The following is a 23,678-nucleotide window of genomic DNA, read 5'->3' on the forward strand; positions in this document are numbered from 1 at the left end:
AACTAATCATAAGTAGTCCAAAACAATGACAATTAAACGATTAGTAGCAGCGATGTGGCTGGCCTCTGCCAGCGCGTCGGTGCTCGCTGAACAATCTTTTACTGTACAAGACATTCAGGTGGAAGGCTTACAACGCGTCGCTTTAGGTGCAGCCCTGAATAATTTACCGTTTAACATCGGTGACACAGTTACAGAATATACCTTATCTAAAAGTATCAAGACCTTATATGCAGCTGGCCATTTTGATGAAATCACAGTGCTGCGTGATGGCAATGCCATCATCTACCGGGTGAAAGAACGTCCGACCATCAATGCCGTAGAATTTGACGGCAACAAAGACATCAAAGAAGAGCAGTTACAGGAAAGTTTGACCAACCAGAAGATCATCGTCGGTGAGCAGCTGGACAAAACCATTATCCGTGAACTGGAAAATGGCCTGACCGAATTCTTCCACGGTGTTGGTAAATACAACGCCAAAGTCGAAATCAAACTGACTTATTTGCCGCGTAACCGCGTCAATCTGAAACTCGAATTTAAAGAAGGCGACGCAGCCTCGGTCCGTCAAATCAACATCGTTGGTAATGAGCTGTTCAGTGATGAAGAGATCATGAAAGACATCGAGTCGATGGTCGATTTGCCGTGGTGGCGTTTTATGTCTTCTGACCGCTATCAGAAAGATACGCTGAAGGGCGATCTGGAAAAGATCCGGAGTTTCTACCTTGACCGTGGTTACCTGCGTTTTGATATCGAAGCCAACACTGTTGCGGTCAGCCCGGACAAAAATTCGGTGTATGTCACCCTGCAGGTCAAAGAAGGCGTGCAATACACTATCAAAGGTATTGAGTTTGTTGGCGACCTGATTGGTCAGGATGAGCTGATTAAGGCCATGCTGCCGTTAAAAGACGGCCAGCTCTACAATGGCGCCCTGGTGACATATACCGAAGAAAGTATTGCCAAATTCCTGGCGAGCTTCGGTTATGCCAACTCGAAAGTCCGCACCAGCACTAACATCAATGACGACACCAAAGAAGTGGCCTTGTCGATTAACGTCGCACCGGGTAAGCGCGTCTACGTCAACCGTATTTCGGTGACGGGGAACGCGTCAACTAAAGACGAAGTCATCCGTCGGGAAATGCGCCAGATGGAAGGTTCCTGGTTATCGAACGACCGTTTGGAGATGTCCAAACTCTTTATTCAGCGTCTGCCATATATCGAAAAAGTAGAGTTTGAGACCAAAGATGTGCCGGGCGTCGATGACAAAGTCGACGTGACTTTTAAAATAAAAGAACGGCCGTCAGGCAGTTTCAACGCTGGTGTGTCATTTGGTAGCTACCAGGGTCTGGCATTCCAGTTCGGTGTTGAACAGCAAAGCTTCCTCGGCAGCGGTAACTCGGCTGGTATTAGTTTTAATACCAACAAGTACCAGAAGTCCGTCAATTTATCTTTCACTGACCCGTATTTCACGCTGGATGGCGTGAGTCTGGGTGGCTCGGTGTTCTATTCCGACTTTGACGGCAGCCGCGCTGGTCTTGAAGCATACAACCAGAAAAGCTACGGCACAGGGGTTAACTTCGGTTATCCGTTGAACGACTTTAACCGGCTGAATTTTGGCGCCAACGTGGTGTGGAACGATATCAATTCCATTCAGGAATTTGATCAAATTCGCCATTTCCGCGGTGTGTTAATTGACAACACCAATCCTGATGCGGCTTACAAGTTCACTAACTACGAACTGTTGGCCGGCTGGGTGATGAGTACCTTAAACCGCGGGACTTTCCCGACAGACGGGACTTACCTGGGTGCGAACATTAAAGTCACCACGCCAAACTCGGATTTAACCTACTTCAAAACCAATTTTGAAGCGCGTCATTATATTCCATTGAGCAGCGACCATGGCTGGTCGTTCCTCAGTAAGCTTGAACTTGGCTACGGTAACGGTTATGGCGACAACAACGGCTATGACCATACGCTGCCATTTAACGATAGTTTCTATGCCGGTGGTCAGAACTTCCGTGGTTTTGAAAACCGCGTGATAGGACCTCGCGCGGTATATCGCCAAATCAGCGCGATTCCGGGTTTACCTGATCCATTCAGTGGTACCAGTTCCGGCGGACTGCCAAACTCAGCCAATTATGACCGTTATAGTATCTCGCGGCGTTCATTTGGTGGTAATGCGATGGCGATCGGTACGCTCGAGCTCATTACGCCGACACCTTTCCTGAAAGAGGATTATGCCAACTCAGTACGGACCAGCTTGTTTGTTGATGCCGGTAACGTCTGGGATACTGAATTCGATATCAGTCGCTACAGCAAGCTGGTCCAGGTACTGGATTCGGAAGTCGGTTATGACCAGCCGGGTTTGCTGGATTATTCAGATGCAGGTATGATGCGCGTTTCGGCCGGTTTAACAGTGCAATGGATCTCTCCGATGGGCCCATTAACCTTTAGTCTCGCGAAGATCATCCGCAAATATGAAGGTGATGAGCAAGAGAACTTTAGCTTCAACATCGGTACTACATTCTAAAAAATATTATTTGAGGTAATAGGAAACATGTTCAAGTCAGCTTTTTCTAAAACAGCATTGTTAGTGGCCGGTGTGATGATGGCGGGTGCCGTCTCTGCCAAAGAAATGAAAGTCGGTTTTGTTGATGTACGTGAAGTGTTTTCGCAACTGCCACAAGCAGCAAAACTGCAGGAAACCATGAAAGCCGAATTCGGTGGCAAAATTGCTGAAGTACAAAAACTGGAAAAAGATATCGCCTTCAACGTTGAAAAATTCAAACGTGACGGTTCAACGATGAGCGAAGACCAGAAGAAAAAACTGCAGGAAGATATCGGCAAACAACAACAGCAGTATGAGCAACTGGCTCGTCCGCTGTCTGAACAAATCCGTGCCCGTGAAACTGAAGAGCGCAATAAATTACAGGCGCTGATCAAATCAGCCATCGACCAAATCGCTGCAAAAGAACAGTACGACGTCGTTCTGAATGCTGAAGCTGCGGTGTATGCCAAGCCAGAGTACAACATCTCTTCAGCTGTGGTTGCACAGGTTAGCAAAGCGAAATAATGCCAGCTTTTACCCTGCTTGAATTAGCTCAGCTGTTATCAGCTGAGCTGCACGGAGACGGCGCTGAAACCATCAGCGCCGTTGCCACTTTAGAAAATGCTGCCGCCGGGCAGATCACTTTTCTGTCTAATAGTAAATATCGCAAATATTTGCAGCAGACTAAGGCGTCTGTGGTCCTGCTGACGGCTGCGGATGTTGAATTTTGTCCGGTTGCCGCATTAGTGGTGTCTGATCCTTATGTGGCATTTGCCAAAGTAGCGCAGCTGCTGGACAACACGCCGCGTGCTGCGACCGGAATAGCACCAACAGCGCAGGTCGCTGCTGATGTGGCGCTTGGACGCGATGTCGCTATTGGCCACAATGTAGTGATTAGCGCCGGCGCAGTGATTGGTGATAACGTCCAGATTGGCCCAGGCTGTTTTATCGGCGAAGGCGCAATAATTGGTGCCGGCTGTAAAATCTGGGCCAATGTCAGTATTTATCATCGGGTACGGCTGGGCGCAGATTGCATTGTGCACAGCGGTGCGGTGCTGGGTGCTGATGGTTTTGGCTTTGCCAACCAGCGTGGCAACTGGCTGAAGATCCCACAAGTGGGCACCGTCGTCATTGGCGATCGCTGTGAAATCGGCGCCAGCACCACTATTGACCGGGGCGCGTTAGAAGACACCGTCATCGGGACTAATTGCATCATCGACAATCAGGTGCAAATCGCCCACAACGTACAAATCGGCGACCATACCGCCATCGCCGGCTGTACTGTAGTGGCTGGCAGTACTAAGATTGGCAAATATTGCATCATCGGTGGCGCCTGTGCCATCAATGGCCACATGGAGATCTGCGACGGCGTGCAGATCACCGGCATGTCGATGATCATAAAATCCATCACCGAAAAAGGGATTTACTCGTCGGGGATGCCAGCTGCGACCAACCTGGAGTGGCGCAAAAACAGTGCCCGTTACCGGCAGCTGGATCAGATGTATCAGCGTTTGCGTGAACTGGAGCAGCAAGTCGCTGCTCTGACACCTGCCGCCGGCCCGGCCGCCGAATAAGCACCGGGCGGCAACGCTTCTTTTCAGACAGAGGAATCATTTTGGCTACTGCATTAAACACACTGGAAGTCCAGGAAATCATGGCATTGCTGCCACACCGTTATCCGTTTCTGCTGATTGACCGCGTGCTGGACTATGTCCCCGGTGAAAGCCTGACGGCGGTGAAGAATGTCACGATTAACGAACCGATTTTCACTGGCCATTTCCCGAATCTGCCGATTTTTCCAGGCGTGTTGATCCTGGAAGCCATGGCTCAGGCCACCGGTTTGCTTGGCTTCAAAACAGTCAGCGAGCGCAAAGAAAACGAATTGTATTTGTTTGCCGGTATCGACGAAGCCCGTTTCAAAAAACCAGTAGTGCCTGGTGACCAGTTAATTCTCGAAGTGAAGTTCCTGGTAGAAAAACGCAATATCTGGAAGTTTTCTGCCGAAGCCAAAGTCGACGGGCAGGTGGTTTGTTCCGCCCAGATTATGTGTGCCAGAAGAGAGCTTTAATATGATCCATCCAAGTGCAGTGATTGAAGCCGGCGCCAAAATTGGCGCAAATGTCCGGATCGGACCTTTTTGTTATATCGGCGCCAATGTTGAGCTCGGTGACAACTGTATTCTGGAATCTCACGTGGTGATCAAAGGCCCAAGCCGCATTGGCACGGGCAACCATTTTTTCCAGTTCTGCAGTATCGGTGAAGCCTGTCAGGATAAAAAATACCGCAACGAACCGACCCAGCTAATCATCGGCAATGACAATGTGTTCCGCGAAAACTGCACTGTGCACCGCGGTACTATTCAGGACAAAGGCATTACGCAAATTGGCAGCCGTGGCCTGTATATGAACAGTAGCCATGTGGCGCACGATTGTGTCATTGGTGACGATGTGATTTTCGCCAGCGGTGCTCAGGCTGCCGGCCACGTCCATGTTGGTGATTGGGCTATTCTCGGTGGCATGAGCGGTATCCACCAGTTCTGCCATATCGGCGCCCATGCCTTTATTGGCGGTGGCTCTATTGTGGTGAAAGATGTCCCCCCTTATGTGATGGCGCACGGCTCCCATGCCGTGCCACATGGCATCAACAGTGAAGGCTTAAAACGCCGTGGTTTTACTTCCGAAGTGATTCTGGAAATTCGCCGCGCGTATAAAGTGTTGTACCGTCAGGGCCTGACAGTACCTGAAGCGTTGGCTGAGCTGTCGGTTAAAGCGGCTGAACTGCCACAGTTAAAAGCTTTCACTGATTTTATCGAAAACGCATCACGCGGCATTGTTCGTTAGCTGTGCAGTTCGCTGACTGAATAGTTCGCTAGCCCAGCTAAAAGTGGCGCCGGTCTGCCCCTCGGCAGTTCCGGCATTTACCTGCTGCTTGTTTCAGGATGAACTCCGTGCACAATACTCCAATTCGAATTGGCCTGATCGCCGGTGAACACTCCGGTGATATCCTCGGGGCCGACCTTATCCGCGCCTTAAAACAACGGTTCCCAGACGCGGAGTTTTATGGCATTGGCGGTGAACGCATGCGCGCACAAGGCTTCCATGCTGTTTTTGACATGGAAGAGCTGGCGGTGATGGGCATTGTTGAAGTGCTGGGTCGGCTGCCGCGTCTGCTGCAGGTGCGCCGTGAGATCCTGGCGCATTTTCAACAACATAAACCCGATGTGTTTATTGGCATTGATGCACCGGATTTTAATCTGCCGGTCGAGTTGAAACTGAAGCAAGCCGGCATTAAGACCATTCAATATGTCAGCCCGTCGGTCTGGGCCTGGCGGCAAAAACGTATTTTTAAAATCGAAAAGGCCACCAATTTAGTGCTGGCGTTGTTGCCGTTTGAAAAAGCTTTTTACGACAAATTTGCGGTGCCTTGTGCCTTTGTCGGTCATACGCTGGCAGATCAAATGCCAGTCGAGCCGGATAAAATGGCTGCAAAAACAGCTTTAGGATTTAGTGCAGAACAGCCGTTGTTGGGACTGATGCCTGGCAGTCGCACCAACGAAATTAAATTACTGGCGCCGGATTTTTTCCGTGCAGCAGCAGCGTTACAGCAACAGATGCCCGGTTTACAGCTGGTCTGTAATATGGTGACCACCCAAAAAGCTGAGTTATATCAGCAGATTAAGGCGCAGGTTGCGCCAGATTTAAATGTGAAGTTGCTCATCGGTCAGGCACGTGAGGTGCTGACAGCCGCCGATGCGGTCTATATCGCCTCCGGTACTGCGACGCTTGAAGCCATGCTGGCAAAAACGCCGATGGTGGTGGCCTATAAAACTAACTGGCTGACTTATCAGATAGCCAGACGCATGGTCAAACTCAAGCACTTCAGCTTACCGAATTTATTGGCCGAAAAAGCGCTGGTGCCTGAGTTGCTGCAGGATGCGGTCACAGTGGAAGCCTTAGTTGTACAGATGCAGCCGCTGCTCGGCAGCAAAGGGCGGGACACTTATCAGGATTTTGTCGCCATCCATCAGCAAATTCGTTGTGATGCCAGCGCCACAGCGGCCAAAGAAGTCGCTTTGTTATTAAACCGCACAGCCCCCGGAGATGTCGCATGACTTTAGAATTTAACCGGCCGCCATTTAGTCTCATTGCCGGCGTGGACGAAGTCGGGCGCGGGCCTTTAGTCGGCGCAGTAGTCACTGCTGCAGTGATCCTGGATCCGGCGAATCCGATCAGCGGCCTGAATGATTCAAAAAAACTCAGTGAAAAGAAACGTTTATTATTAGTTGATGAAATCAAAGCCAAAGCATTAAGCTGGAGCCTCGGCCGCGCCGAAGTGCATGAAATTGATCAGCTGAATATTCTGCACGCCACTATGCTGGCGATGGAGCGGGCGGTGGCGGGGCTGCTGATCCAGCCGGAATGGGTGTTGATTGACGGCAATCGCGTTCCTGATGGGCTAAAAGGCCGGGCTACTGCGGTGGTTAAAGGTGACAGTCTGGTGCCGGAGATCAGTGCCGCTTCGATTCTGGCGAAAGTGGCGCGCGATGCCGAGATGACAGCCTTGCATCAGCTGCATCCGCAGTATAATTTTGCCGGGCACAAAGGTTATCCGACAGCCGAACATCTGGCAGCAATCCAGCAATATGGCATTTTAGCGGAGCATCGCCGCAGTTTCCGGCCGGTGCGCGAGCTGTTATAACCACGGCCTTGGTTACATGGCGGAGCATTGATGGAACCGATTTTTGTCCACCTGCGGGTGCACAGCGACTTTTCGATGATCGACGGCTTGTCGAAAATCAAACCTATTGTCAGTGCCGCGAAAAAACAGGTGATGCCAGCATTGGCGTTGACCGATCAGATGAACATGTGTGGGCTGGTGCGGTTTTATTCGACGGCGCACGACGCTGGCATTAAACCGATAATCGGCTCCGACTTGTGGGCGCAGCACCCGTTGTTCCCCGGCGAAGCATGCCGTTTGTTAGTGCTGGCCGCCGATAACGACGGTTATCAGAACCTGACCATGTTGTTGTCCAAAGCCTATTTACGTGGGCATGTCGACAACAAACCGCAAATTGATCACGACTGGCTGGCCGAACACCACAAAGGCCTGATTGTGATTTCCGGCGGCAAAGACGGTCCGCTTGGCAAGGCCCTGATCAAAGGCAATCAGGCCAGTACTGATGCGCTGGTGCAGTTTTACCAGCAGTATTTCCCCGACAGCTTTTTCCTTGAGCTCATTCGCACCGGCCGACCGGACGAAGAGTTATACATTCAACATGCCGTCACGCTGGCAGAAAATACCGGCTTGCCGGTGGTGGCGACCAATGAAGTGGTGTTTTTAACACCGGACGATTTCTCTGCACACGAAATTCGCGTCGCCATTCACGATGGTTATACGCTGGAAGACAAACGCCGGCCAAAAAATTACAGTGAATCCCAGTATTTACGTTCAAGTGATGAAATGGCTGCGTTGTTTCACGACATTCCTGAGGCGCTCGCCAACTCAGTCGAAATCGCCAAACGCTGCAATGTGACTATCCGGCTTGGCGAATATTTTTTACCAGCTTTTCCGACCGGCGGCATGACCGATGCCGACTTCCTGGTGCTGAAATCACGCGAAGGCCTGGAAGATCGAATGAAAATTCTGTTTCCGGACGAAGCAGAGCGGGCGGAAAAACGTGTTCCGTATGATGAACGTCTGCAGATTGAACTCGACGTCATTAATCAGATGGGTTTCCCGGGTTACTTCCTGGTCGTGATGGAGTTTATCCAGTGGTCGAAGGATAACGATATTCCCGTAGGCCCGGGGCGGGGCTCAGGAGCAGGCTCGCTGGTGGCGTATGCGCTTAAAATCACCGACCTGGACCCACTCGAATTTGACCTGCTGTTTGAACGTTTCTTAAACCCGGAACGGGTGTCGATGCCGGACTTCGACGTCGACTTCTGTATGGACAGGCGCGACGAAGTGATTGAGCACGTCTCGGACATGTATGGCCGCGAAGCGGTGTCGCAGATCATCACCTTCGGTACTATGGCGGCCAAGGCCGTTATCCGCGACGTCGGTCGGGTACTGGGCCATCCTTATGGTTTTGTTGACCGCATTTCGAAGCTGATCCCGCCAACGCCGGGCATGACACTGGAACAGGCTTTTGTAGAAGAGCCACGGCTGCCGGAGCTGTATGCGTCGGACAGCGAAGTCAAAGATCTCATCGATATGGCGCGCCGGCTCGAAGGCGTGACCCGTAACGCCGGTAAACACGCTGGTGGTGTGGTGATAGCGCCGACCAAAATCACCGATTTTGCGCCGGTGTACTGTGACGCGGAAGGTAATAACCCGGTCACCCAGTTTGATAAAAACGATGTGGAATATGCCGGTTTAGTCAAATTCGACTTCCTCGGTTTGCGCACCCTGACTATCCTGCAGTGGGCGGTCAACATGGTGAATGCGCGCCATAAAAAGACCAACAAGCCGCTGGTGGATATCAATCATATTCCACTGGATGACCGCAAAAGCTACGACATGCTGATGAAGGCGGAAACCACTGCGGTGTTCCAGCTTGAATCGCGTGGCATGAAGGACTTGATCCGCCGTCTGCAGCCGGACTGTTTCGAAGACATGATTGCGTTGGTAGCCCTGTTCCGGCCCGGTCCGCTGCAATCGGGTATGGTGGACAACTTCATCGACCGTAAACGTGGCCGCGAAGAAATTTCTTATCCGGATGCGACCTGGCAGCATGAGTCGCTGAAACCCATTCTGGAACCAACTTACGGCATCATTCTTTATCAAGAGCAGGTGATGCAAATCGCCCAGGTGTTGTCGGGGTATTCGCTCGGTGGCGCTGACTTATTACGCCGCGCTATGGGTAAAAAGAAACCCGAAGAGATGGCGAAGCAGCGTGACACTTTCCAGAACGGCGCCGCAGCGAACGGCGTAGATCCGGAACTGGCGATGAAGATCTTCGATTTAGTGGAGAAATTCGCCGGTTACGGTTTTAACAAATCGCACTCTGCTGCTTATGCCTTAGTGTCGTATCAGACGCTGTGGATGAAAGCGCATTATCCGGCCGAATTTATGGCCGCGGTAATGTCGGCGGATATGGACAATACCGACAAAATCGTCACACTGGTCGACGAATGCGAAAACATGAAACTGAAGTTGCTGCCGCCGGATGTGAATTCCGGTCAGCACAAGTTTACCGTCAACAATGACGGCCATATTGTCTACGGCATCGGCGCCATTAAAGGTGTCGGTGAAGGCCCGATTGAAGCCATTATTGAAGCCCGCGACGCCGGTGGGCCTTTCCACGATTTATTTGATTTCTGCCATCGTGTTGACATCAAACGGCTGAATAAGCGCGTGATTGAGAAGCTGATTCTGGCCGGCGCCATGGACAAACTGGGGCCGCACCGGGCAGCGATGATGGCGAGCCTCGAAGAGGCGATGAAAGCGTCGGAACAACAAGCCAAAGCGCAGGCGATGGGGCAGGACGATTTGTTTGGTTCTTTAGCGCCTGAGCCGGAAAACTCTGCCAAAGCTTTTAAAGTGGTGCCGCCCTGGCCGGACGAAGTCTGGCTGGAAGGGGAACGGGAAACGCTTGGGCTTTATCTAACGGGACACCCGATAAATCGGTATCTCGCCGAAATCCACCATTATGCCACGGCGCGGTTAGTCGACTTTACGCCGACCCGGCGCGACCAGACGGTGCACGCCTGTGGTCTGGTTGTTAATGTGCGGGTATTGGTCAACAAAAAGGGCCGGCGCTGGGCATTAGTACAGCTGGATGATAAATCGGCGCGCTTAGATGTACGTTTTTTCCCCGAACAGTTCGAGAACTTCGAGCATCTGCTGCAAAAAGACAAAGTTTTGGTGGTATCTGGACAGGTCAGCTTTGATGATTTCAGTGGCGGCCTTACAATGACCGGCCGCGAGGTGGTTGAGATCACCCAGGCCAGGGAAAAATGCCTGAAACATTTGTTTGTCAGTATTGATGCTGACAAACTCAGTCAGGACCGGCTGCAGCAATTGCGGCAGGTACTGAACGAATTTAAAGCCGGGACAGTGCCGGTTAAATTACGTTACCAGCGCGCGGAAGGCGCGGTGACGCTGGCACTGGGCACCGATTGGTGGATCACACCCACAGACGCTTTGTTGCATCAGTTAAAACAATTAGCAACAATACAACTTGAATTTAATTAGGTAGGTAGTGACAGTCGATGATGCTGAATTATTTAGAGTTTGAGCAACCGATTGCGGAACTTGAAGCAAAAATAGAAGAACTGCGCAAAGTCAGCCGTAACGGTGAGTTTGACCTGGGCCTCGAAGAGGAGGTCAACAAGCTCAAAGAGAAAAGTCTGACGCTGACCAAAAAGATTTTTGCTGAGTTAGGTCCATGGCAGGTCGCCCAGTTAGCCCGCCATCCGCTGCGTCCTTATACGCTGGACTATATCAAACATATTTTTACCGATTTTGACGAGCTGGCCGGTGACCGGGCTTTTGCCAATGACCCGGCGATTGTCTGTGGCACCGCCCGTTTAGGCGACCGTCCGGTGATGGTGATTGGCCACCAGAAAGGCCGTGACACCGCAGAAAAAATCAAACGTAATTTCGGCATGCCAAAACCTGAAGGCTACCGCAAAGCACTGCGCATGTATGAAATGGCAGAACGCTTTAACATGCCGATCATCACTTTTATCGACACGCCGGGCGCTTATCCTGGCATCGGTGCGGAAGAACGCGGTCAGAGTGAAGCCATTGCCCGTAACCTTAAGGTGATGGCTGGCCTGAAAGTACCAGTTCTGTGTACAGTGATCGGTGAAGGTGGTTCTGGTGGCGCTTTGGCCATTGGTGTCGGCGATCAGGTTAACATGCTGCAATACAGCACCTATTCGGTGATTTCACCGGAAGGTTGTGCGTCTATTCTGTGGAAAAGCGCGGAAAAAGCGCCGCTCGCTGCCGAGGCGATGGGCGTGACAGCACCACGCATCAAAGAGCTGGGGCTGATTGATGAAATCATCAATGAACCGCTGGGTGGCGCGCATCGTTCTCACGAGCAAATTGCTCAGGGCGTTAAAGCCGCGTTGTTACGCGACTTAGCCAAGCTGGATAAGCTCTCAGTGGCCGAACTGCTGGACCGGCGTTATAAACGTCTGATGTCCTTCGGTTATTGTTGATAAAGCGCAAAGGAAAGCCGCCGTCAGGCGGCTTTTTTATCTCAATGCCACTGAGCCCTGAATTTCACTTCACACCACAATCACTGCAGCAACGGCTGCAGCAGGCGGTGCTGACAGTGTTGAATGCCGCCGCAAAGCCAAGGCTATTGCTGGCGCTCAGTGGCGGGCTGGATTCAATGGTATTGCTGCATGTGCTGGCCGGCTTGCGCGAAACTGCCGACTTTGTGCTGAGTGCTGCATATGTGCATCACGGTTTGCAGAAGCAGGCGGATGAGTGGGCGGCTTTTTGTCAGGTGCAGACCGCTGGATTGCAGGTTGATTTTCAGGTTTGCCATGTTGAGCTCACAGAACCCGGCCGCAATATCGAACAACAAGCCCGGACGTTACGTTATCAGGCGCTGGCGGCTTTGTTGGATGCCGACACTGCACTGCTGACTGCGCATCACGCTGACGATCAGCTGGAAACCATTTTACTGGCACTCAAACGCGGCAGCGGATTAACCGGGCTCAGTGGCATTGCTGCGCAGAAGCCTTTTGCCGGTACTGTGCTATTGCGGCCACTACTGGCTTTTAGCCGCGCTGAGCTTGAGCAATATGCCAGCGCCAACCAGCTGAGTTATGTCACAGATCCAAGCAATCTGGATGACAGCTTTGACCGCAATTTTCTGCGCCAGCATGTATTGCCGTTGTTGCAGCAACGTTTTCCGGCGATCAGTCAGACTACTGCGCGCAGTTGCCAGCTGTTGCAGCAAAGCCTGGACTATCAACGGCAACAGCTGGCCGTTGAATTACCGGCAGTGCTGCGACAACAACAACTGGATTTAGCCCGGCTGGCAGAACGACGGGAGCCACAACGTACATTGTTGCTGCGCAGTTTTCTGCGTCGTTATGACTTAGCGCCATCGGCCGAACAATGCCGCGAGTTTGTGCAGGTGTTCCTTGAGTCTGCGCCAGATGCACAGCCACTACTGCAATGGGGTGACTGGCAATTACGCCGTTTTAATGGTTTGTTGTATCTGCTCGATGCCAGCGAACAACTCGGTTTAAACACAGCGCCGGCATCTGGTATCAGGCTGCTGCCGGAACAACAGCAACAGTGGCAGCACTGGCAGTTCTGCTGGAGTCTGTCCGCTCAGGCACCAGCAGCAGATTGGAGCAGCCTGCCGCTGGCGCTGGATATCTCATCACAGCTGGAAATTCGCACCGGACAGCTGAATCAGCGCTTCAAACCAGCTGGAGCTAGTCACAGTAAAGCGTTAAAAGACTGGTGTAAGTTGTGGGAAGTGCCGCCCTGGCGACGTGGCTCCATGCCGTTTATCATCGCCGGACAGCAAAAACAGATAGTCGCAGTGCCGGAGTTTGCCAGCCACTGCAGCGCAGCCGAAGCGCAAAGCTGGCTGCACTATAAAAAGTAATCAGCCTCAGCCGTTCATCACATCAGCTACAGTCGTAATTTGTTGCGATGCCGTCCGCACCACATTCTTACCGTTTTGTTTTGCGTCATACAAAGCCGCGTCAGCGCGATTAAATATCGCTTTGGCGGATTCATCGTTAAGGTGGGACGCCAAACCGGCACTGGCGGACACGCCGAATTTCACGCAGATATGATGTTGGCTGATCGCCTTCACCAGCCGGTGAGCCACCAGCTCGGCGCTTTGGGCATCTTCGGCCGTTAACAGTACTGCAAATTCGTCACCGCCAAAGCGGAACAGATTATCGCTGGCGCGCAGCGTGCTGCGCATGGCGTCAGCGACTGCCAATAACACATCATCTCCGGCGTGGTGGCCAAAGTTGTCGTTCACCTGTTTAAAGTTGTCCAGATCCAACAGGATCAACACCAGCGGCTGCTGTTTGCGTTCGGTCAGTTGCAAGGCTTTATGGATCGCATCGTCAAAAAAACGACGGTTGCCAAGGCCTGTCAGGGTATCGCGCAGCGCCAGCTGTTGTAGGCGGGTAACAATCAGCGCGTTACGCAACGGAAACAACCATTGCTGCTCCAGTTCCAGCAATTTGCGCTGCTGCATCGGCGTAACAGGATGTTCGCTTTGATAAACCAACTCAGCCAGACATTGCTCATTGAGTACCAGCATGCTGCGGTATTCATGTGGGCCTGTGTAAGAACCGGCAGCCTTATATTCACCGACCGCCGTTAGCAGTGTCAGTGCCGTCACCGGCAATATTTTGCCAACAGCCATCGAAAACATCTGTAGCTGTTGAGCCAGCTCCAGTGTGGTCTGTAATTGCTCCGGCAAAGCCGCGCCCAGTTTGCTGGTCGCACCAGACCAGATTGGAGAACTGGTGATGCCAGCGTAGCTGGGTACATGTTGTAATGACATATCGGAAAAGCTGAAAAGTTCCATCAGCGACTCCCTGAAGCGAATGATAATTCAGCAAAGCAGGTTTTGTGCCATTGATAGTAAGTGATTGTTATAAAATAACTAATGTATCTTTACGTGGGCAGAAAGCTGGGCGAGGGCGGCAGCTTGCTGCCGCATCTGACTATTCTTTGGCGCTCAGAAATGCCATTAAAGAATCCATTTGGACCATTGCATCCTGATAACCCAATTCAATCAGGCGTTTGGTGAAGCTTTTTTCAAATAACAGATAACTGGCCAGACTGGAATCTGAGTGCTGTTTGATGCCAATAGTGCGCAGCAAGGAGCGGATGGCCATCGGCAGGGCCAGAAAATGTTCACTGGCCAGTGCGTTAAAATTGGTGGAGGGGTTAATCAGGTAGCTGTGCACCGGTTTCAGTTCAGAGCTGATTTGATGTTGTTGTAAGGTCTCCAGTGTTTTGTTAACCCGTTGCATCCGCTCTAAGTCGGCATTGAGCGTGTCGGAAAAGATGCTGTCGAGCAAATGGCCGGCGATAGTCGACATATTGGGGTGATGCGGCATTTGCTGCAGATGTTCACGCCGCCTTGGCTGTTCCAGCCCAACGATCAGAATGCGATCGGCACCAAGATGAATGGGGGCGCTGAGCGGTGCCAGCTGATTGACCGAGCCATCGCCGAAATATTGTTGATTGATCCGCACCGAGGGCATCACCAGCGGAATGGCCGCAGAAGCCATTAAGTGATGAATGCCTAATAAAGTTCTTTGGCCGCAGCGACGGGAACGTTGCCATTCTTTTGCCTCACGGCTTTGGAAAAAAGTGATGGAATCGCCGCTGTTGTAGCAGCTGGCGGTCACCGACACGCTGTCGAGATAGCCGCCCATGATATTGCGGTCAAGCCGTTTTAAATCGAGCATTTCGTTCAGCAGATGTTTCAGCGGCTTGCTGTCGAGCATAGACACGGGCTTATGGTTGGCATAGTCAGCCTGAAAGGCGCTCAAAAAACCGCGAACCAAATGCCAGGTGGCGCGAACATAATCGGAATAATAGACCTGGCCGGTATGAAAGTTCTTCCACACCCATTCCAGCTTTTTTACGCCAAGCTGGAAACAACTGGCATAGCAAGCAATGGCAGTGCCGTTGATAGCTCCGGCCGAAGTACCGCAGACAATCTGAAACGGGATCCTGCTATTACGCGGATATTGTTGGGCAATCGCTTTGAGCACACCGACCTGATAAGCAGCACGGGCGCCGCCGCCGGTTAATAAAATCGCTGTTTTGGCGGATTTTGTATTATCTGTCATAGAGATAACAACATACGTCTGAATTGCCTAACTATTAACGATTGATTGCTATCTTGCAATGCCCTGAACAGGCAGCTTTATAGCTTTCGATGAGAAAATTGAAACTTTTCAATATGTCAGCGCACTAAAAACAGCAAGTCTGCGGTAAAGTAAACCAGATCCGACTAAGAAGGAGTCGCCCACACTATGTCTAATCAAGCCTCGCCCAGCTCAACCGGCTGGATTGCCCCAGTCATCGTTTTAGTGATTATTGCTGCTGCAGCCTGGTATTTATTAAAGCCGGCACCACCAGCACCAGCGCCTGTGACTCCGGTGGCGACAGCGCCGGCGGTAGTCGAAACTAAAGCTGCTGAGCCTGCAGACAAACTGCTCCCACCACCAACCGCGGATGACAAGCTGGCCGAAGCTGCTGACGATGCCGGTGTCGATGTTGGTGCCGAAACTGAAGTGACTGCCGCAGCGTCGCTGCCACCATTGGACCAGTCTGATGAAGTGGTACGTGCCGCGTTTTTCGGCTTGAAATGGAAACCGGGTTTGTCGTCGCTGTTTTTAAACGAAGAGATGATCCGCCGTTTTGTCGTGCAGGTCGACAATATTGCTCAGGGCCGGTTGATTGCTGAACAGTCGTTGTTGAAAGGACTGAGAAAAGATTTTGCCGCCAAAACCAAAGGACAGGGCTATCAGCTGGATAATGCGAACTATCAACGCTATCACCCGTATCTGGATTTATTGGAAAGTGTGCCACCGCAGCAGGTCGCCGCTTTGTACAAACAGTTTTATCCGCTGCTGCAAGCGGCTTATCTGGAGCTTGGTTACCCTGACCAGCAGTTCGATGATCGGCTGCAACAGGCGATCAAAGTGTTGTTAAGTGCGCCTGAGATCACCGATGAGCCAGATCTGACGCTTTCTTCAGTGCATTATTCCTTTGCCGATGCTGAGATTGAACAGTTGGGCCTTGCGCAAAAACAAATGATTCGGTTAGGTCAGGCCAATCAGCAACGGCTGAAACTGTTGTTAGTGCAGTATCAGGCTGTGCTAAAACGGTGAGTGCTGCAATCCCGGAATTACCCGGGGCGTTACCACGCCATGATAGCAACCGAGCCCAACGTCTCGGTTGCTGGGTGTTGTTACGCCTCGGCTGGCAAATCCGCGGTGAGTTGCCAGCGGTGCCGAAACTGGTCGCTGCTGTAGCGCCACATACTTCGAACTGGGACTTTATCGTGGCTTTTGCTGCCAGTCTGGCGTTGGGTTTAAAGATTTCATTTCTGGGTAAACACAGCATTTTTGTCTGGCCCATTCGCAATTTTCTGCTGCGCTTTGGCGGTATTCCGGTGGAGCGCAGCCAACGTCACGGCATAGTGCCGCAGCTGGTGGCGACCTTTGCCCGCGAGCCGAAACTATTGCTCGGCATCGCGCCGGAAGGTACCCGCAAAAAAGTCGCGCAGTGGAAATCCGGCTTCTGGCAAATTGCTAAACAGTCAGGCGTGCCTATTCAGTTAATTGGGCTCGATTTTGCCAGCAAATCTATTGTGTTTGGGCCGTTACTGCAGCCTGGTGAGAGTTTCGAAGCCGATTATCCGTTGATGCGAGCCTTTTTTGCGCAAATGCAGCCGCGGATCCCGGAGAATTTTTGACGTTATATCTGGTTGCCTTGTGGCAGTTTGCGCAACTTTTGTCCGCTGGCGCGGCTTTTTAGCGTAGCCGGCTGATTTTCGGTTGCAGGGCATGGCGCTTTTGCGCATAATGCCGCCGCACTCATTGTTGACGCCTGTCAACAACACTATGGTGGCCTTATTGGTCCTCCCGCAATAGTAGTTCGTGAACCCGGTCAGGTCCGGAAGGAAGCAGCCGCAGCGAATGATCTATGTGCCGGGATGTGGCTGGTAAGGCTACCACCCAAATTCTCCCAGCTTTTTATGTGTTCCAAAACCAACCTTTTGCAGACTGGTGTCGGTTTATTGCTGCGCTTGTTGCTGCATTTGCAATTTTCGCTGGAAATCTTTGGTGACTATCGGTAATGCTGCCAGCACAACAGCCGGATCAAGCTGGTGTTGTTCCAGCAGCATAATCAGGTCGACCGCCAGTTTCACTGCTGGCGGTGCCTGATCTAATGGTGGATTTTTAGCATTCATGCTTCGGCAGGGGCGACCGCATCAGCTTTTTTATTATCCGGGCTGTCGAGGAAAGCGCGGGCTTTGGCCACGGCGTCTTTGACCCGGGTCACCATCTCAAAACGTTCGGTTTGTGGCAGGTAAAACGCCATATCTACTTCATAACGAATATATTTACACGGCAACTGATTGAGCACAATGCAGCACAAATCAGCCAGATATTCATTGTCGTGTTCGTCGTCGAGGCCGAGCTCGGTTAAATGGTCCAGCATCAGTTTTTCGTAATAGTTATGGATATCATCATGTAATTTCATCAACTACTCCCGTGTGTTGAGTAAATGCTGCAAAGAGGCAAAGGGTATGCAGCCAGCATAACCATTAGTTGGCAAAAACGCCACCGGACTGACCAGCGCCGCGGTACCGCTGCTACCAGCTGACAGCCGGCGATGTGCACGTTAGACTAGCCCGTCTTCCTCAGGGCCCCGGGCCGGAATTATAACAATGCAAAAAAATACCACTCCCTGCTATTACGGCGATTATCTGCAACTGGACAAAATTCTGGCGGCGCAGGCGCCGGAAAGCGCGCGTTATGGCAACGAAGCGCACGATGAAACCTTGTTTATTGTGGTGCATCAGGTCTATGAACTCTGGTTCAAACAAATCCTACATGAATTAAAAGCGGTACTGATGGTGTTTGCTGAGCCCGTCGTCCACGACCAGCAGCTGACCGGTGTGGTGCATAAACTCAAGCGGGTGATCACGATTCAGCAGTTGCTGAACCAGCAGATTGGCGTGATGGAAACGATGACGCCGCAGGACTTTATGTCGTTTCGCGATTATCTGGTACCGGCGTCCGGTTTTCAGTCGGTGCAGTTTAAAATGCTGGAAATTGGCCTTGGCCTTAAAAGCGAATTCCGCATCGATTTTGATAAAAACTCATTTTATAACCGCCTCAATGACAAAGACCGCGAGTTCCTGCAGAGCTTTGAAACCCTGCCATCGTTATTTGAACGGGTGCAGGCCTGGCTGGAGCGGATGCCATTTTTGGAATTCGGCGATTTCAGTTTCTGGCAGATGTATCAGCAGGTGACGGCGCAAATGCTGGATGAAGATCAGCAGACGGTGTTATCCATCGAAGCGCTGGCCGCCCCCGAACGGCAATTACAGCTTGATGAAATCGAACGCACCCGCGCTAAATTCAGCGCCTTATTAGACGGTGAGAAGTATGCCGAGTTACAGCAGCAGGGTAGTTTCCGCTTAAGCCAGCGCGCGATGCTCGGTGCTTTGTTTATCAGCCTGTATCAGGAAGAGCCGGTGTTTAACCTGCCATTCCAGGTGCTAACCTGCCTGACTGAAATTGATGAGAATCTGACGATCTGGCGTTACAAACACGCGATGATGGTGCAGCGCATGCTTGGAACCAAAATTGGCACCGGCGGCTCCAGCGGCCACGATTATTTAAAACGCACTACGGAAAAAAACCGCATTTTCACTGACTTGTTCCATATGGCCACCTTTTTGGTGCCAAAAGCCAGTTTGCCGGTGTTACCAGCGCCGGTGCGCCGCCAGCTGGGTTTTTACTTCTCCGGTGATCACAACTAACCAGACCAGTTCAGTGCCTGCGCCGGCGAATAAACCGCGCAGGCCGCCTGAAACAGTTGGCTGTGCACTTGTATCAGTTTGCTGATGTCGCGTTGATAACCGCCGCCAATCACTGCCGCGACCGGAGTATGCAGGTCGTGGCAGCGTTTTAAGACAAAAAAGTCACGCTGATACACGCCATCGGTGCTGATTTGCAGCAGGCCTAAATCGTCATCCTGATGAATATCCACGCCGGCGTCATATAGTACTAAGTCGGGCTGATGCAGCCGCAGCAGATAGTCGAAACTGCTGTACAGCGAATCGAGGTAAGCGCTGTCCTGGCATTGGGTTGGCAAGCCAATATCCCAGTCTGAATGCTGTTTGCGTGCCGGGAAATTTTTTTCGCCGTGCAGCGATGCGGTGACTACCCGAGGTTCGTCAGCAAATAACAACGCCGTGCCATCGCCCTGATGCACATCGCAATCAAAGATCAGCACTTTATCGACGCCTTGCTGCAAGGCCACCGCTGCAGCCACGGCCAGGTCGTTAAACAGACAAAATCCGGCCCCCTCGCCGGCAAAGGCATGGTGATAGCCGCCGCTGAGATGCAGTGCTATGCCGTGCTGCAGTGCCAGCTGCATCGTGCGGATTGTACCGCCAACCGATTGCAGGCTGCGCTTGATGAGAAATTCTGACCAGGGAAAACCAATCCGCCGCATCGATTTATCGTCGAGCGCGCCTTGGCACAAAGCTTTGATATATTCGGGTTGATGCACCAGCGCGAGCTGTGCAGTCGTTGCCGGTGCCGCATGGCAGTCGAACCAGTTGTCGGGGATGCCCGCCTGCAATAGATGCTGATACAAAGCGCGATATTTACCGATCGGATAACGATGCCGCTCCGGCAGAACTAAATCGCTGTAACAGTCGTGGTAAACCAGCGGCAGCATCAGGATTTGCGACCCCGCTGTTCATACCATTGGATCTCGGCTTCCAGCGCACTAATCGCTTTGCGGCAGCGGCCCAGACGGGCATGCAAAGCGAGCTGGACCGCCGGCGGTTGTTGCTGCTGTGCTGACTCTTGCACCATGTCCTGCAAACGGCGTTCAAAACCGCGGTACTCGGCCAGCTGCTGATGCATGGCCTGCGCGGTGCCACCGAGCTGTGCCAGCAGCTGACCGGCCTGATGCCGGTTGCTGGTGTCGGCCGGCGTTTTGCTGCGTGAGGTACGCCATTTTGGTGCTTGTTCTTTTTTTCGCACGTCCTGACTGGCAAAGGCTTGCATCAGCGCCTGCAGCTGCGCGGCCAGCTTTTCGCACAATAACTGTTGCGATTGCATGACCTGCGGCTTGCCCTGATAAGATTTAATGCGCTGGCACAGCTGCATACTTTCCTGGACATAATCAAGCAGATGGCGGGAGCGGGTCTGAAACAGTTGCGAAGAAAAACAATCGCGTTGTTGCCAGTCCGGCAGCTGTTGATCCAGCTTACCGGCGCGGGCGGCCAGTGTCAGCAGTTGCTGTTCAAGTTGTTGCAGCAGCTGCTCAGTCGCCATCATGCTGCACTCCATTGTTGCCACAATAAACGGCAGGCGATAGCCATGACCATCAGAATAAACAAGGGTTTGATTAATTTACTGCCAAAGCGAATTGCGGTATGGGCACCCAGATAAGAGCCAGCCATCAGACAGATGCCCATCGCAATGCCGAGTTGATAATGAATGTGGCCGAGCAGACCAAAAGTGACTAACGCCACGCCGTTGGAGATAAAATTCATCGTACGCGCCAAGCCGCTCGTCAGCAGCAGGTTAATTTTGTATAGCGCCATACTGGAAACCATCCAGAACGAGCCGGTGCCGGGTCCGGCGATGCCATCGTAAAAGCCCAGAACAAAACCCTGTGTTCGTTGCGTCCAGATGTGTTTTTGGCTTTGTACCGGCAATTGTTGCTGGTCATCCCGCGGTACTTTGGCAAATAAACTATAAATGGCCGCCAGTAAAATCAGTATCGGTAACACTTTTTCCAATGTCGTTTTACTGATTTGGTCAACGACCAGCACGCCAATACAGGCGCCAACTGCGGTTGCGAATAAGGCATGGCGCCAGAACATCGGGTCAAACAGTTTTTTCTTGTAATAAGTGTAAGAGGCCGTCACAGAGCCAAAAGTCGCGGCCAGTTTGTTAGTCCCAAGGACCAGATGGGGCGGCAGTCCCGCAGTGAGTAGTGCAGGGACTGTAAGCAAACCTCCGCCACCGGCAATCGCATCGATAAAACCTGCGGCAAAAGCGACGGCACACAGCAGCGCCAGTGTGACCGGGTCGAGCAGAACTTCCATAGTTATTGATCTATTTGACGTTGAAAGGGCGGCAACGCATTGAGCATGGCGCTGCCATAAGATTTTGTCACCAGGCGGCGGTCCAGAATAATGATGCGGCCGTGGTCCTGTTCTTGTCGCAGAAGTCTACCACAGGCCTGCACCAGTTTGCGTGCGGTGGCCGGTACCGTCAGTGTCAAAAAAGCGTTGCCGCCACGTTTGGTGATGGCTTCTGCCATCGCCTCTTCAAACGGCGAGGTTGGCACGGCAAAAGGCAGTTTGGTGATCACCAGGTTAGTCAGTAACTTGCCGGGTAAATCCAAACCTTCGGAAAAACTCTGGGTACCAAACAAAATGCTGCCGTTGCCACCGTCGATTTTGCTTTTATGTAAATCCAGTAGTGCCTGACGACTGGCTTCACCCTGCACCAGCAAACTATGGCCTTGTTGCCGCAGTGCTGCGGCGACCTGTTCCATTTGCCAGTACGAGGCAAATAACACCAGATTACCTTCAGACGGCCGCAGAAAATCAGCCAAGCGCCGGCACAGTTCGTCGGTAAAAGCGTCGTCAGTCGGTTCTGTTTTTAGTTTCGGAATGTGAATAAGCCCGCGTTCCCGATAGGCAAATGGCGAGGCCACTTCGAGCCGGCGTAAACCCGGGTGTTCGGTCAGACCTAAATCGCGGCTGATGTGGTCAAAACTGCCCAGCGTTTTTAACGTCGCAGAACAGAGCAACACTGCATGCGCCTGACTGAATAATAGATCTTCCAGCTGAAAGCTCACTGACAACGGGCTGGCGTGACCGGAAATATGCGGGCCGTCGGCTTCCAGCCAGCGCGCCTGACTGACATGTTGCTGACTCTGCGACCAACAGGCCCAAAGCTCTGCCTGGTTGCTGAATTTCTGCTGCAGCTGACTCAGTTCCTGCTGCAGACCAGCTAGTTGTGTGGTGCTGAGTTTGCCGTCGTTGGCGCTTTCCAATAGCAGCTGAAACAGTTTATCAATACAGTTCAGGACTTTTTGACTGCTGTCGCGCAGCGGTTCGCTCTGGCGTTGTAACAGTTCCGGCAGTACCGCGTCGGCGAAACGCAAATGCCCTTCACCTTTACTCTGCTGGCGGAACAGCTCAGCAATTTGGCGTTGCACCGGCTGAAACTGGCTGAAAAATTCGTCGGTGGCGTCGGCCAGTCTTAATAATTCACTGATGGCGGCATGTTGCGATAAGGCCTTATTTAACAATTGTTTCAGCTTTTGCACTTTGTCCTGCCACAGGCTCGCCTCGCTGGTGAGCAAAGCGCGGGCAGAGAAATAATCCCGGCCGACATCGGCCAGATGGTGCGCTTCATCAATCACATAAATGCAGTCTTCCGGTGACGGCAACACACTGCTGCCGGCGTCTAAGTCGGCGAGCAACAGTGCATGATTGACGACCAGCACCTGACTGTCATCAATTTCCGCGCGGGCCAGATGAAAAGGGCAGTTCCGGTGGGCGGCGTGCTGACGCGGGCAATGATAGGCATCCGCCTGGATCAGCTGCCAGCTTTGTTCTGGTAAGGCTTCTGACAGAGAATCGCGATCGCCGAGCCATTTGCGGCTCTTCCATTGTTCCTGCATGGCAGCAAACTGACTCACCTGAGCCTGCGCAAACAACTCCGGTTGCTGAATTTGCTGGGTCAGGCGTTGGATACAGGCATAGCGTTGGCGGCCTTTTACCAGACTGAATTGAAAGTCGAGCCCGCTATGGGTCTGAAAAAACGGTAAGTCTTTGTTCACCAGCTGTTCCTGCAACGCCACTGTTGCTGTGGCTATCACCAGCGTCTTTTTCTGCGCCAGCGCGAGTGGGATAGCCGCCATCAGGTAAGCCAGCGATTTACCGGTCCCGGTGCCAGCTTCAACCAGGCCAATCCGGTCATAGCTGTGGTAGCTGCCGGCAACAATGTTTGCCATCTCTGCCACCAACTGATTTTGCCCGGGCCGCGGCTGATAGCCAGGCAGGTTTGTTTTCATTTGTTGGTGAATAGCCCGGATTTGGGATTTTAGCGTGTCGCTCAGCATCTGAAGATCTGTATGAAATTACAGTGCTGACAGTCTAATGCGTGAGCTTGCCCGGCTGCAAACAATATCGTCGGAAAGGAAAGATCAGACCAGCTTTGGCTACGGAAATTTACTGACGTAAAAGTATTAAAAATGTAGAAAAAATGAAAATAGCCGGACTGGTTGCAGCAATTTAACTTGCTGATCTGAAATGAGTATTTTTTGTGGTCACGATAAGTCTGTCAGATGTTAACTGAAGTATAAAAACATCGGCCGACCATCGGGATGCGAT

General features: G+C 52.0%; 21 protein-coding genes and 1 other RNA gene. 14 read left to right on the forward strand and 8 right to left on the reverse strand.

Features of this window, described 5'->3' with window-relative positions:
• Nucleotides 1-25: 25 nt before the first annotated feature.
• From bamA to tilS, 10 genes are all read left to right on the forward strand, one after another.
• Nucleotides 26-2,524 carry an outer membrane protein assembly factor BamA gene (gene bamA, locus Q399_RS0119710; RefSeq protein WP_031571631.1) on the forward strand — a complete coding sequence of 833 codons (2,499 nt, stop codon included), beginning with the start codon at nt 26-28 and terminating at the stop codon, nt 2,522-2,524.
• 27 nt (nt 2,525-2,551) lie between these two features.
• Nucleotides 2,552-3,067: an OmpH/Skp family outer membrane protein gene (locus Q399_RS0119715; RefSeq protein ID WP_031571634.1), complete on the forward strand. Its 516-nt coding sequence runs from the start codon at nt 2,552-2,554 to the stop codon at nt 3,065-3,067.
• Nucleotides 3,067-4,116: a UDP-3-O-(3-hydroxymyristoyl)glucosamine N-acyltransferase gene (gene lpxD / locus Q399_RS0119720; protein WP_031571635.1), complete on the forward strand. Its 1,050-nt coding sequence runs from the start codon at nt 3,067-3,069 to the stop codon at nt 4,114-4,116. The genes Q399_RS0119715 and lpxD overlap by 1 nt, the downstream gene beginning before the upstream one ends.
• Nucleotides 4,117-4,157: 41 nt before the next feature.
• Nucleotides 4,158-4,610, forward strand: coding sequence for a 3-hydroxyacyl-ACP dehydratase FabZ (gene fabZ, locus Q399_RS0119725; protein WP_031571637.1), 453 nt, complete (start codon nt 4,158-4,160; stop codon nt 4,608-4,610).
• A gap of 1 nt (nt 4,611) precedes the next feature.
• Nucleotides 4,612-5,382 (forward strand): acyl-ACP--UDP-N-acetylglucosamine O-acyltransferase, encoded by a 771-nt coding sequence (lpxA, locus tag Q399_RS0119730; RefSeq protein WP_031571639.1) that lies wholly within the window; start codon nt 4,612-4,614, stop codon nt 5,380-5,382.
• Nucleotides 5,383-5,489: 107 nt separating this feature from the next.
• Nucleotides 5,490-6,653 carry a lipid-A-disaccharide synthase gene (gene lpxB, locus Q399_RS0119735; RefSeq protein ID WP_245612941.1) on the forward strand — a complete coding sequence of 388 codons (1,164 nt, stop codon included), beginning with the start codon at nt 5,490-5,492 and terminating at the stop codon, nt 6,651-6,653.
• On the forward strand, nt 6,650-7,240 hold the full coding sequence (rnhB, locus tag Q399_RS0119740; RefSeq protein WP_031571641.1) for a ribonuclease HII: 591 nt from the start codon (nt 6,650-6,652) through the stop codon (nt 7,238-7,240). Before lpxB ends, rnhB begins: the two co-directional genes overlap by 4 nt.
• Before the next feature lie 30 nt (nt 7,241-7,270).
• Nucleotides 7,271-10,738: a DNA polymerase III subunit alpha gene (gene dnaE / locus Q399_RS0119745; protein WP_245612942.1), complete on the forward strand. Its 3,468-nt coding sequence runs from the start codon at nt 7,271-7,273 to the stop codon at nt 10,736-10,738.
• 17 nt (nt 10,739-10,755) lie between these two features.
• Nucleotides 10,756-11,712, forward strand: coding sequence for an acetyl-CoA carboxylase carboxyl transferase subunit alpha (gene accA, locus Q399_RS0119750; RefSeq protein WP_031571644.1), 957 nt, complete (start codon nt 10,756-10,758; stop codon nt 11,710-11,712).
• A gap of 44 nt (nt 11,713-11,756) precedes the next feature.
• A complete protein-coding gene (tilS, locus tag Q399_RS0119755) occupies nt 11,757-13,127 on the forward strand; it encodes a tRNA lysidine(34) synthetase TilS (RefSeq protein WP_051686195.1) in 1,371 nt (456 codons plus the stop codon).
• 6 nt (nt 13,128-13,133) lie between these two features.
• Here the strand turns inward: tilS and Q399_RS0119760 are convergent, their stop codons facing one another.
• Together Q399_RS0119760 and Q399_RS0119765 are read right to left on the reverse strand one after the other, a co-directional pair.
• Nucleotides 13,134-14,072 carry a GGDEF domain-containing protein gene (locus Q399_RS0119760; protein ID WP_051686196.1) on the reverse strand — a complete coding sequence of 313 codons (939 nt, stop codon included), beginning with the start codon at nt 14,070-14,072 and terminating at the stop codon, nt 13,134-13,136.
• A gap of 139 nt (nt 14,073-14,211) precedes the next feature.
• A complete protein-coding gene (locus tag Q399_RS0119765) occupies nt 14,212-15,351 on the reverse strand; it encodes a patatin-like phospholipase family protein (protein ID WP_031571649.1) in 1,140 nt (379 codons plus the stop codon).
• Between the two features lie 186 nt (nt 15,352-15,537).
• Here Q399_RS0119765 and Q399_RS0119770 point away from each other — a divergent pair, with 186 nt between their 5' ends.
• The 3 genes from Q399_RS0119770 (at nt 15,538) to ffs (ending at nt 17,240) form a co-directional block, all read left to right on the forward strand.
• On the forward strand, nt 15,538-16,398 hold the full coding sequence (locus Q399_RS0119770) for a DUF3014 domain-containing protein (protein WP_031571651.1): 861 nt from the start codon (nt 15,538-15,540) through the stop codon (nt 16,396-16,398).
• A complete protein-coding gene (locus Q399_RS0119775; RefSeq protein ID WP_031571653.1) occupies nt 16,395-16,985 on the forward strand; it encodes a 1-acyl-sn-glycerol-3-phosphate acyltransferase in 591 nt (196 codons plus the stop codon). Before Q399_RS0119770 ends, Q399_RS0119775 begins: the two co-directional genes overlap by 4 nt.
• A gap of 158 nt (nt 16,986-17,143) precedes the next feature.
• Nucleotides 17,144-17,240: signal recognition particle sRNA small type (gene ffs, locus Q399_RS21980), an RNA gene on the forward strand.
• 66 nt (nt 17,241-17,306) lie between these two features.
• Here ffs and rsmS read toward each other — a convergent pair.
• Together rsmS and Q399_RS0119790 are read right to left on the reverse strand one after the other, a co-directional pair.
• Nucleotides 17,307-17,483 (reverse strand): pleiotropic regulatory protein RsmS, encoded by a 177-nt coding sequence (rsmS, locus tag Q399_RS21985; RefSeq protein WP_084164550.1) that lies wholly within the window; start codon nt 17,481-17,483, stop codon nt 17,307-17,309.
• Nucleotides 17,480-17,776, reverse strand: coding sequence for a late competence development ComFB family protein (locus Q399_RS0119790; RefSeq protein WP_031571655.1), 297 nt, complete (start codon nt 17,774-17,776; stop codon nt 17,480-17,482). Before Q399_RS0119790 ends, rsmS begins: the two co-directional genes overlap by 4 nt.
• Nucleotides 17,777-17,963: 187 nt before the next feature.
• Between Q399_RS0119790 and Q399_RS0119795 the strand changes: the two genes are divergently transcribed.
• Nucleotides 17,964-19,064 (forward strand): tryptophan 2,3-dioxygenase family protein, encoded by a 1,101-nt coding sequence (locus tag Q399_RS0119795; RefSeq protein WP_031571657.1) that lies wholly within the window; start codon nt 17,964-17,966, stop codon nt 19,062-19,064.
• On the opposite strand, the gene Q399_RS0119800 is transcribed toward Q399_RS0119795, so the two are convergent.
• Genes Q399_RS0119800 through dinG form a run of 4 tightly spaced genes read right to left on the reverse strand, consistent with a single transcriptional unit; the run spans nt 19,061 to nt 23,407 of the window.
• Nucleotides 19,061-19,990: a histone deacetylase family protein gene (locus Q399_RS0119800; RefSeq protein ID WP_031571659.1), complete on the reverse strand. Its 930-nt coding sequence runs from the start codon at nt 19,988-19,990 to the stop codon at nt 19,061-19,063. The two genes, Q399_RS0119795 and Q399_RS0119800, sit on opposite strands and share 4 nt — an antisense overlap.
• A complete protein-coding gene (priC, locus tag Q399_RS0119805) occupies nt 19,990-20,598 on the reverse strand; it encodes a primosomal replication protein PriC (protein ID WP_031571661.1) in 609 nt (202 codons plus the stop codon). The genes Q399_RS0119800 and priC overlap by 1 nt, the downstream gene beginning before the upstream one ends.
• Nucleotides 20,595-21,374, reverse strand: a complete 780-nt coding sequence (locus tag Q399_RS0119810; protein ID WP_031571662.1) for a sulfite exporter TauE/SafE family protein — start codon at nt 21,372-21,374, stop codon at nt 20,595-20,597. The genes priC and Q399_RS0119810 overlap by 4 nt, the downstream gene beginning before the upstream one ends.
• Before the next feature lie 2 nt (nt 21,375-21,376).
• Nucleotides 21,377-23,407 carry an ATP-dependent DNA helicase DinG gene (dinG, locus tag Q399_RS0119815; RefSeq protein WP_031571663.1) on the reverse strand — a complete coding sequence of 677 codons (2,031 nt, stop codon included), beginning with the start codon at nt 23,405-23,407 and terminating at the stop codon, nt 21,377-21,379.
• Nucleotides 23,408-23,678 lie beyond the last annotated feature (271 nt).

Source organism: Rheinheimera texasensis DSM 17496, assembly GCF_000711985.1.
Lineage (GTDB): Bacteria > Pseudomonadota > Gammaproteobacteria > Enterobacterales > Alteromonadaceae > Pararheinheimera > Pararheinheimera texasensis.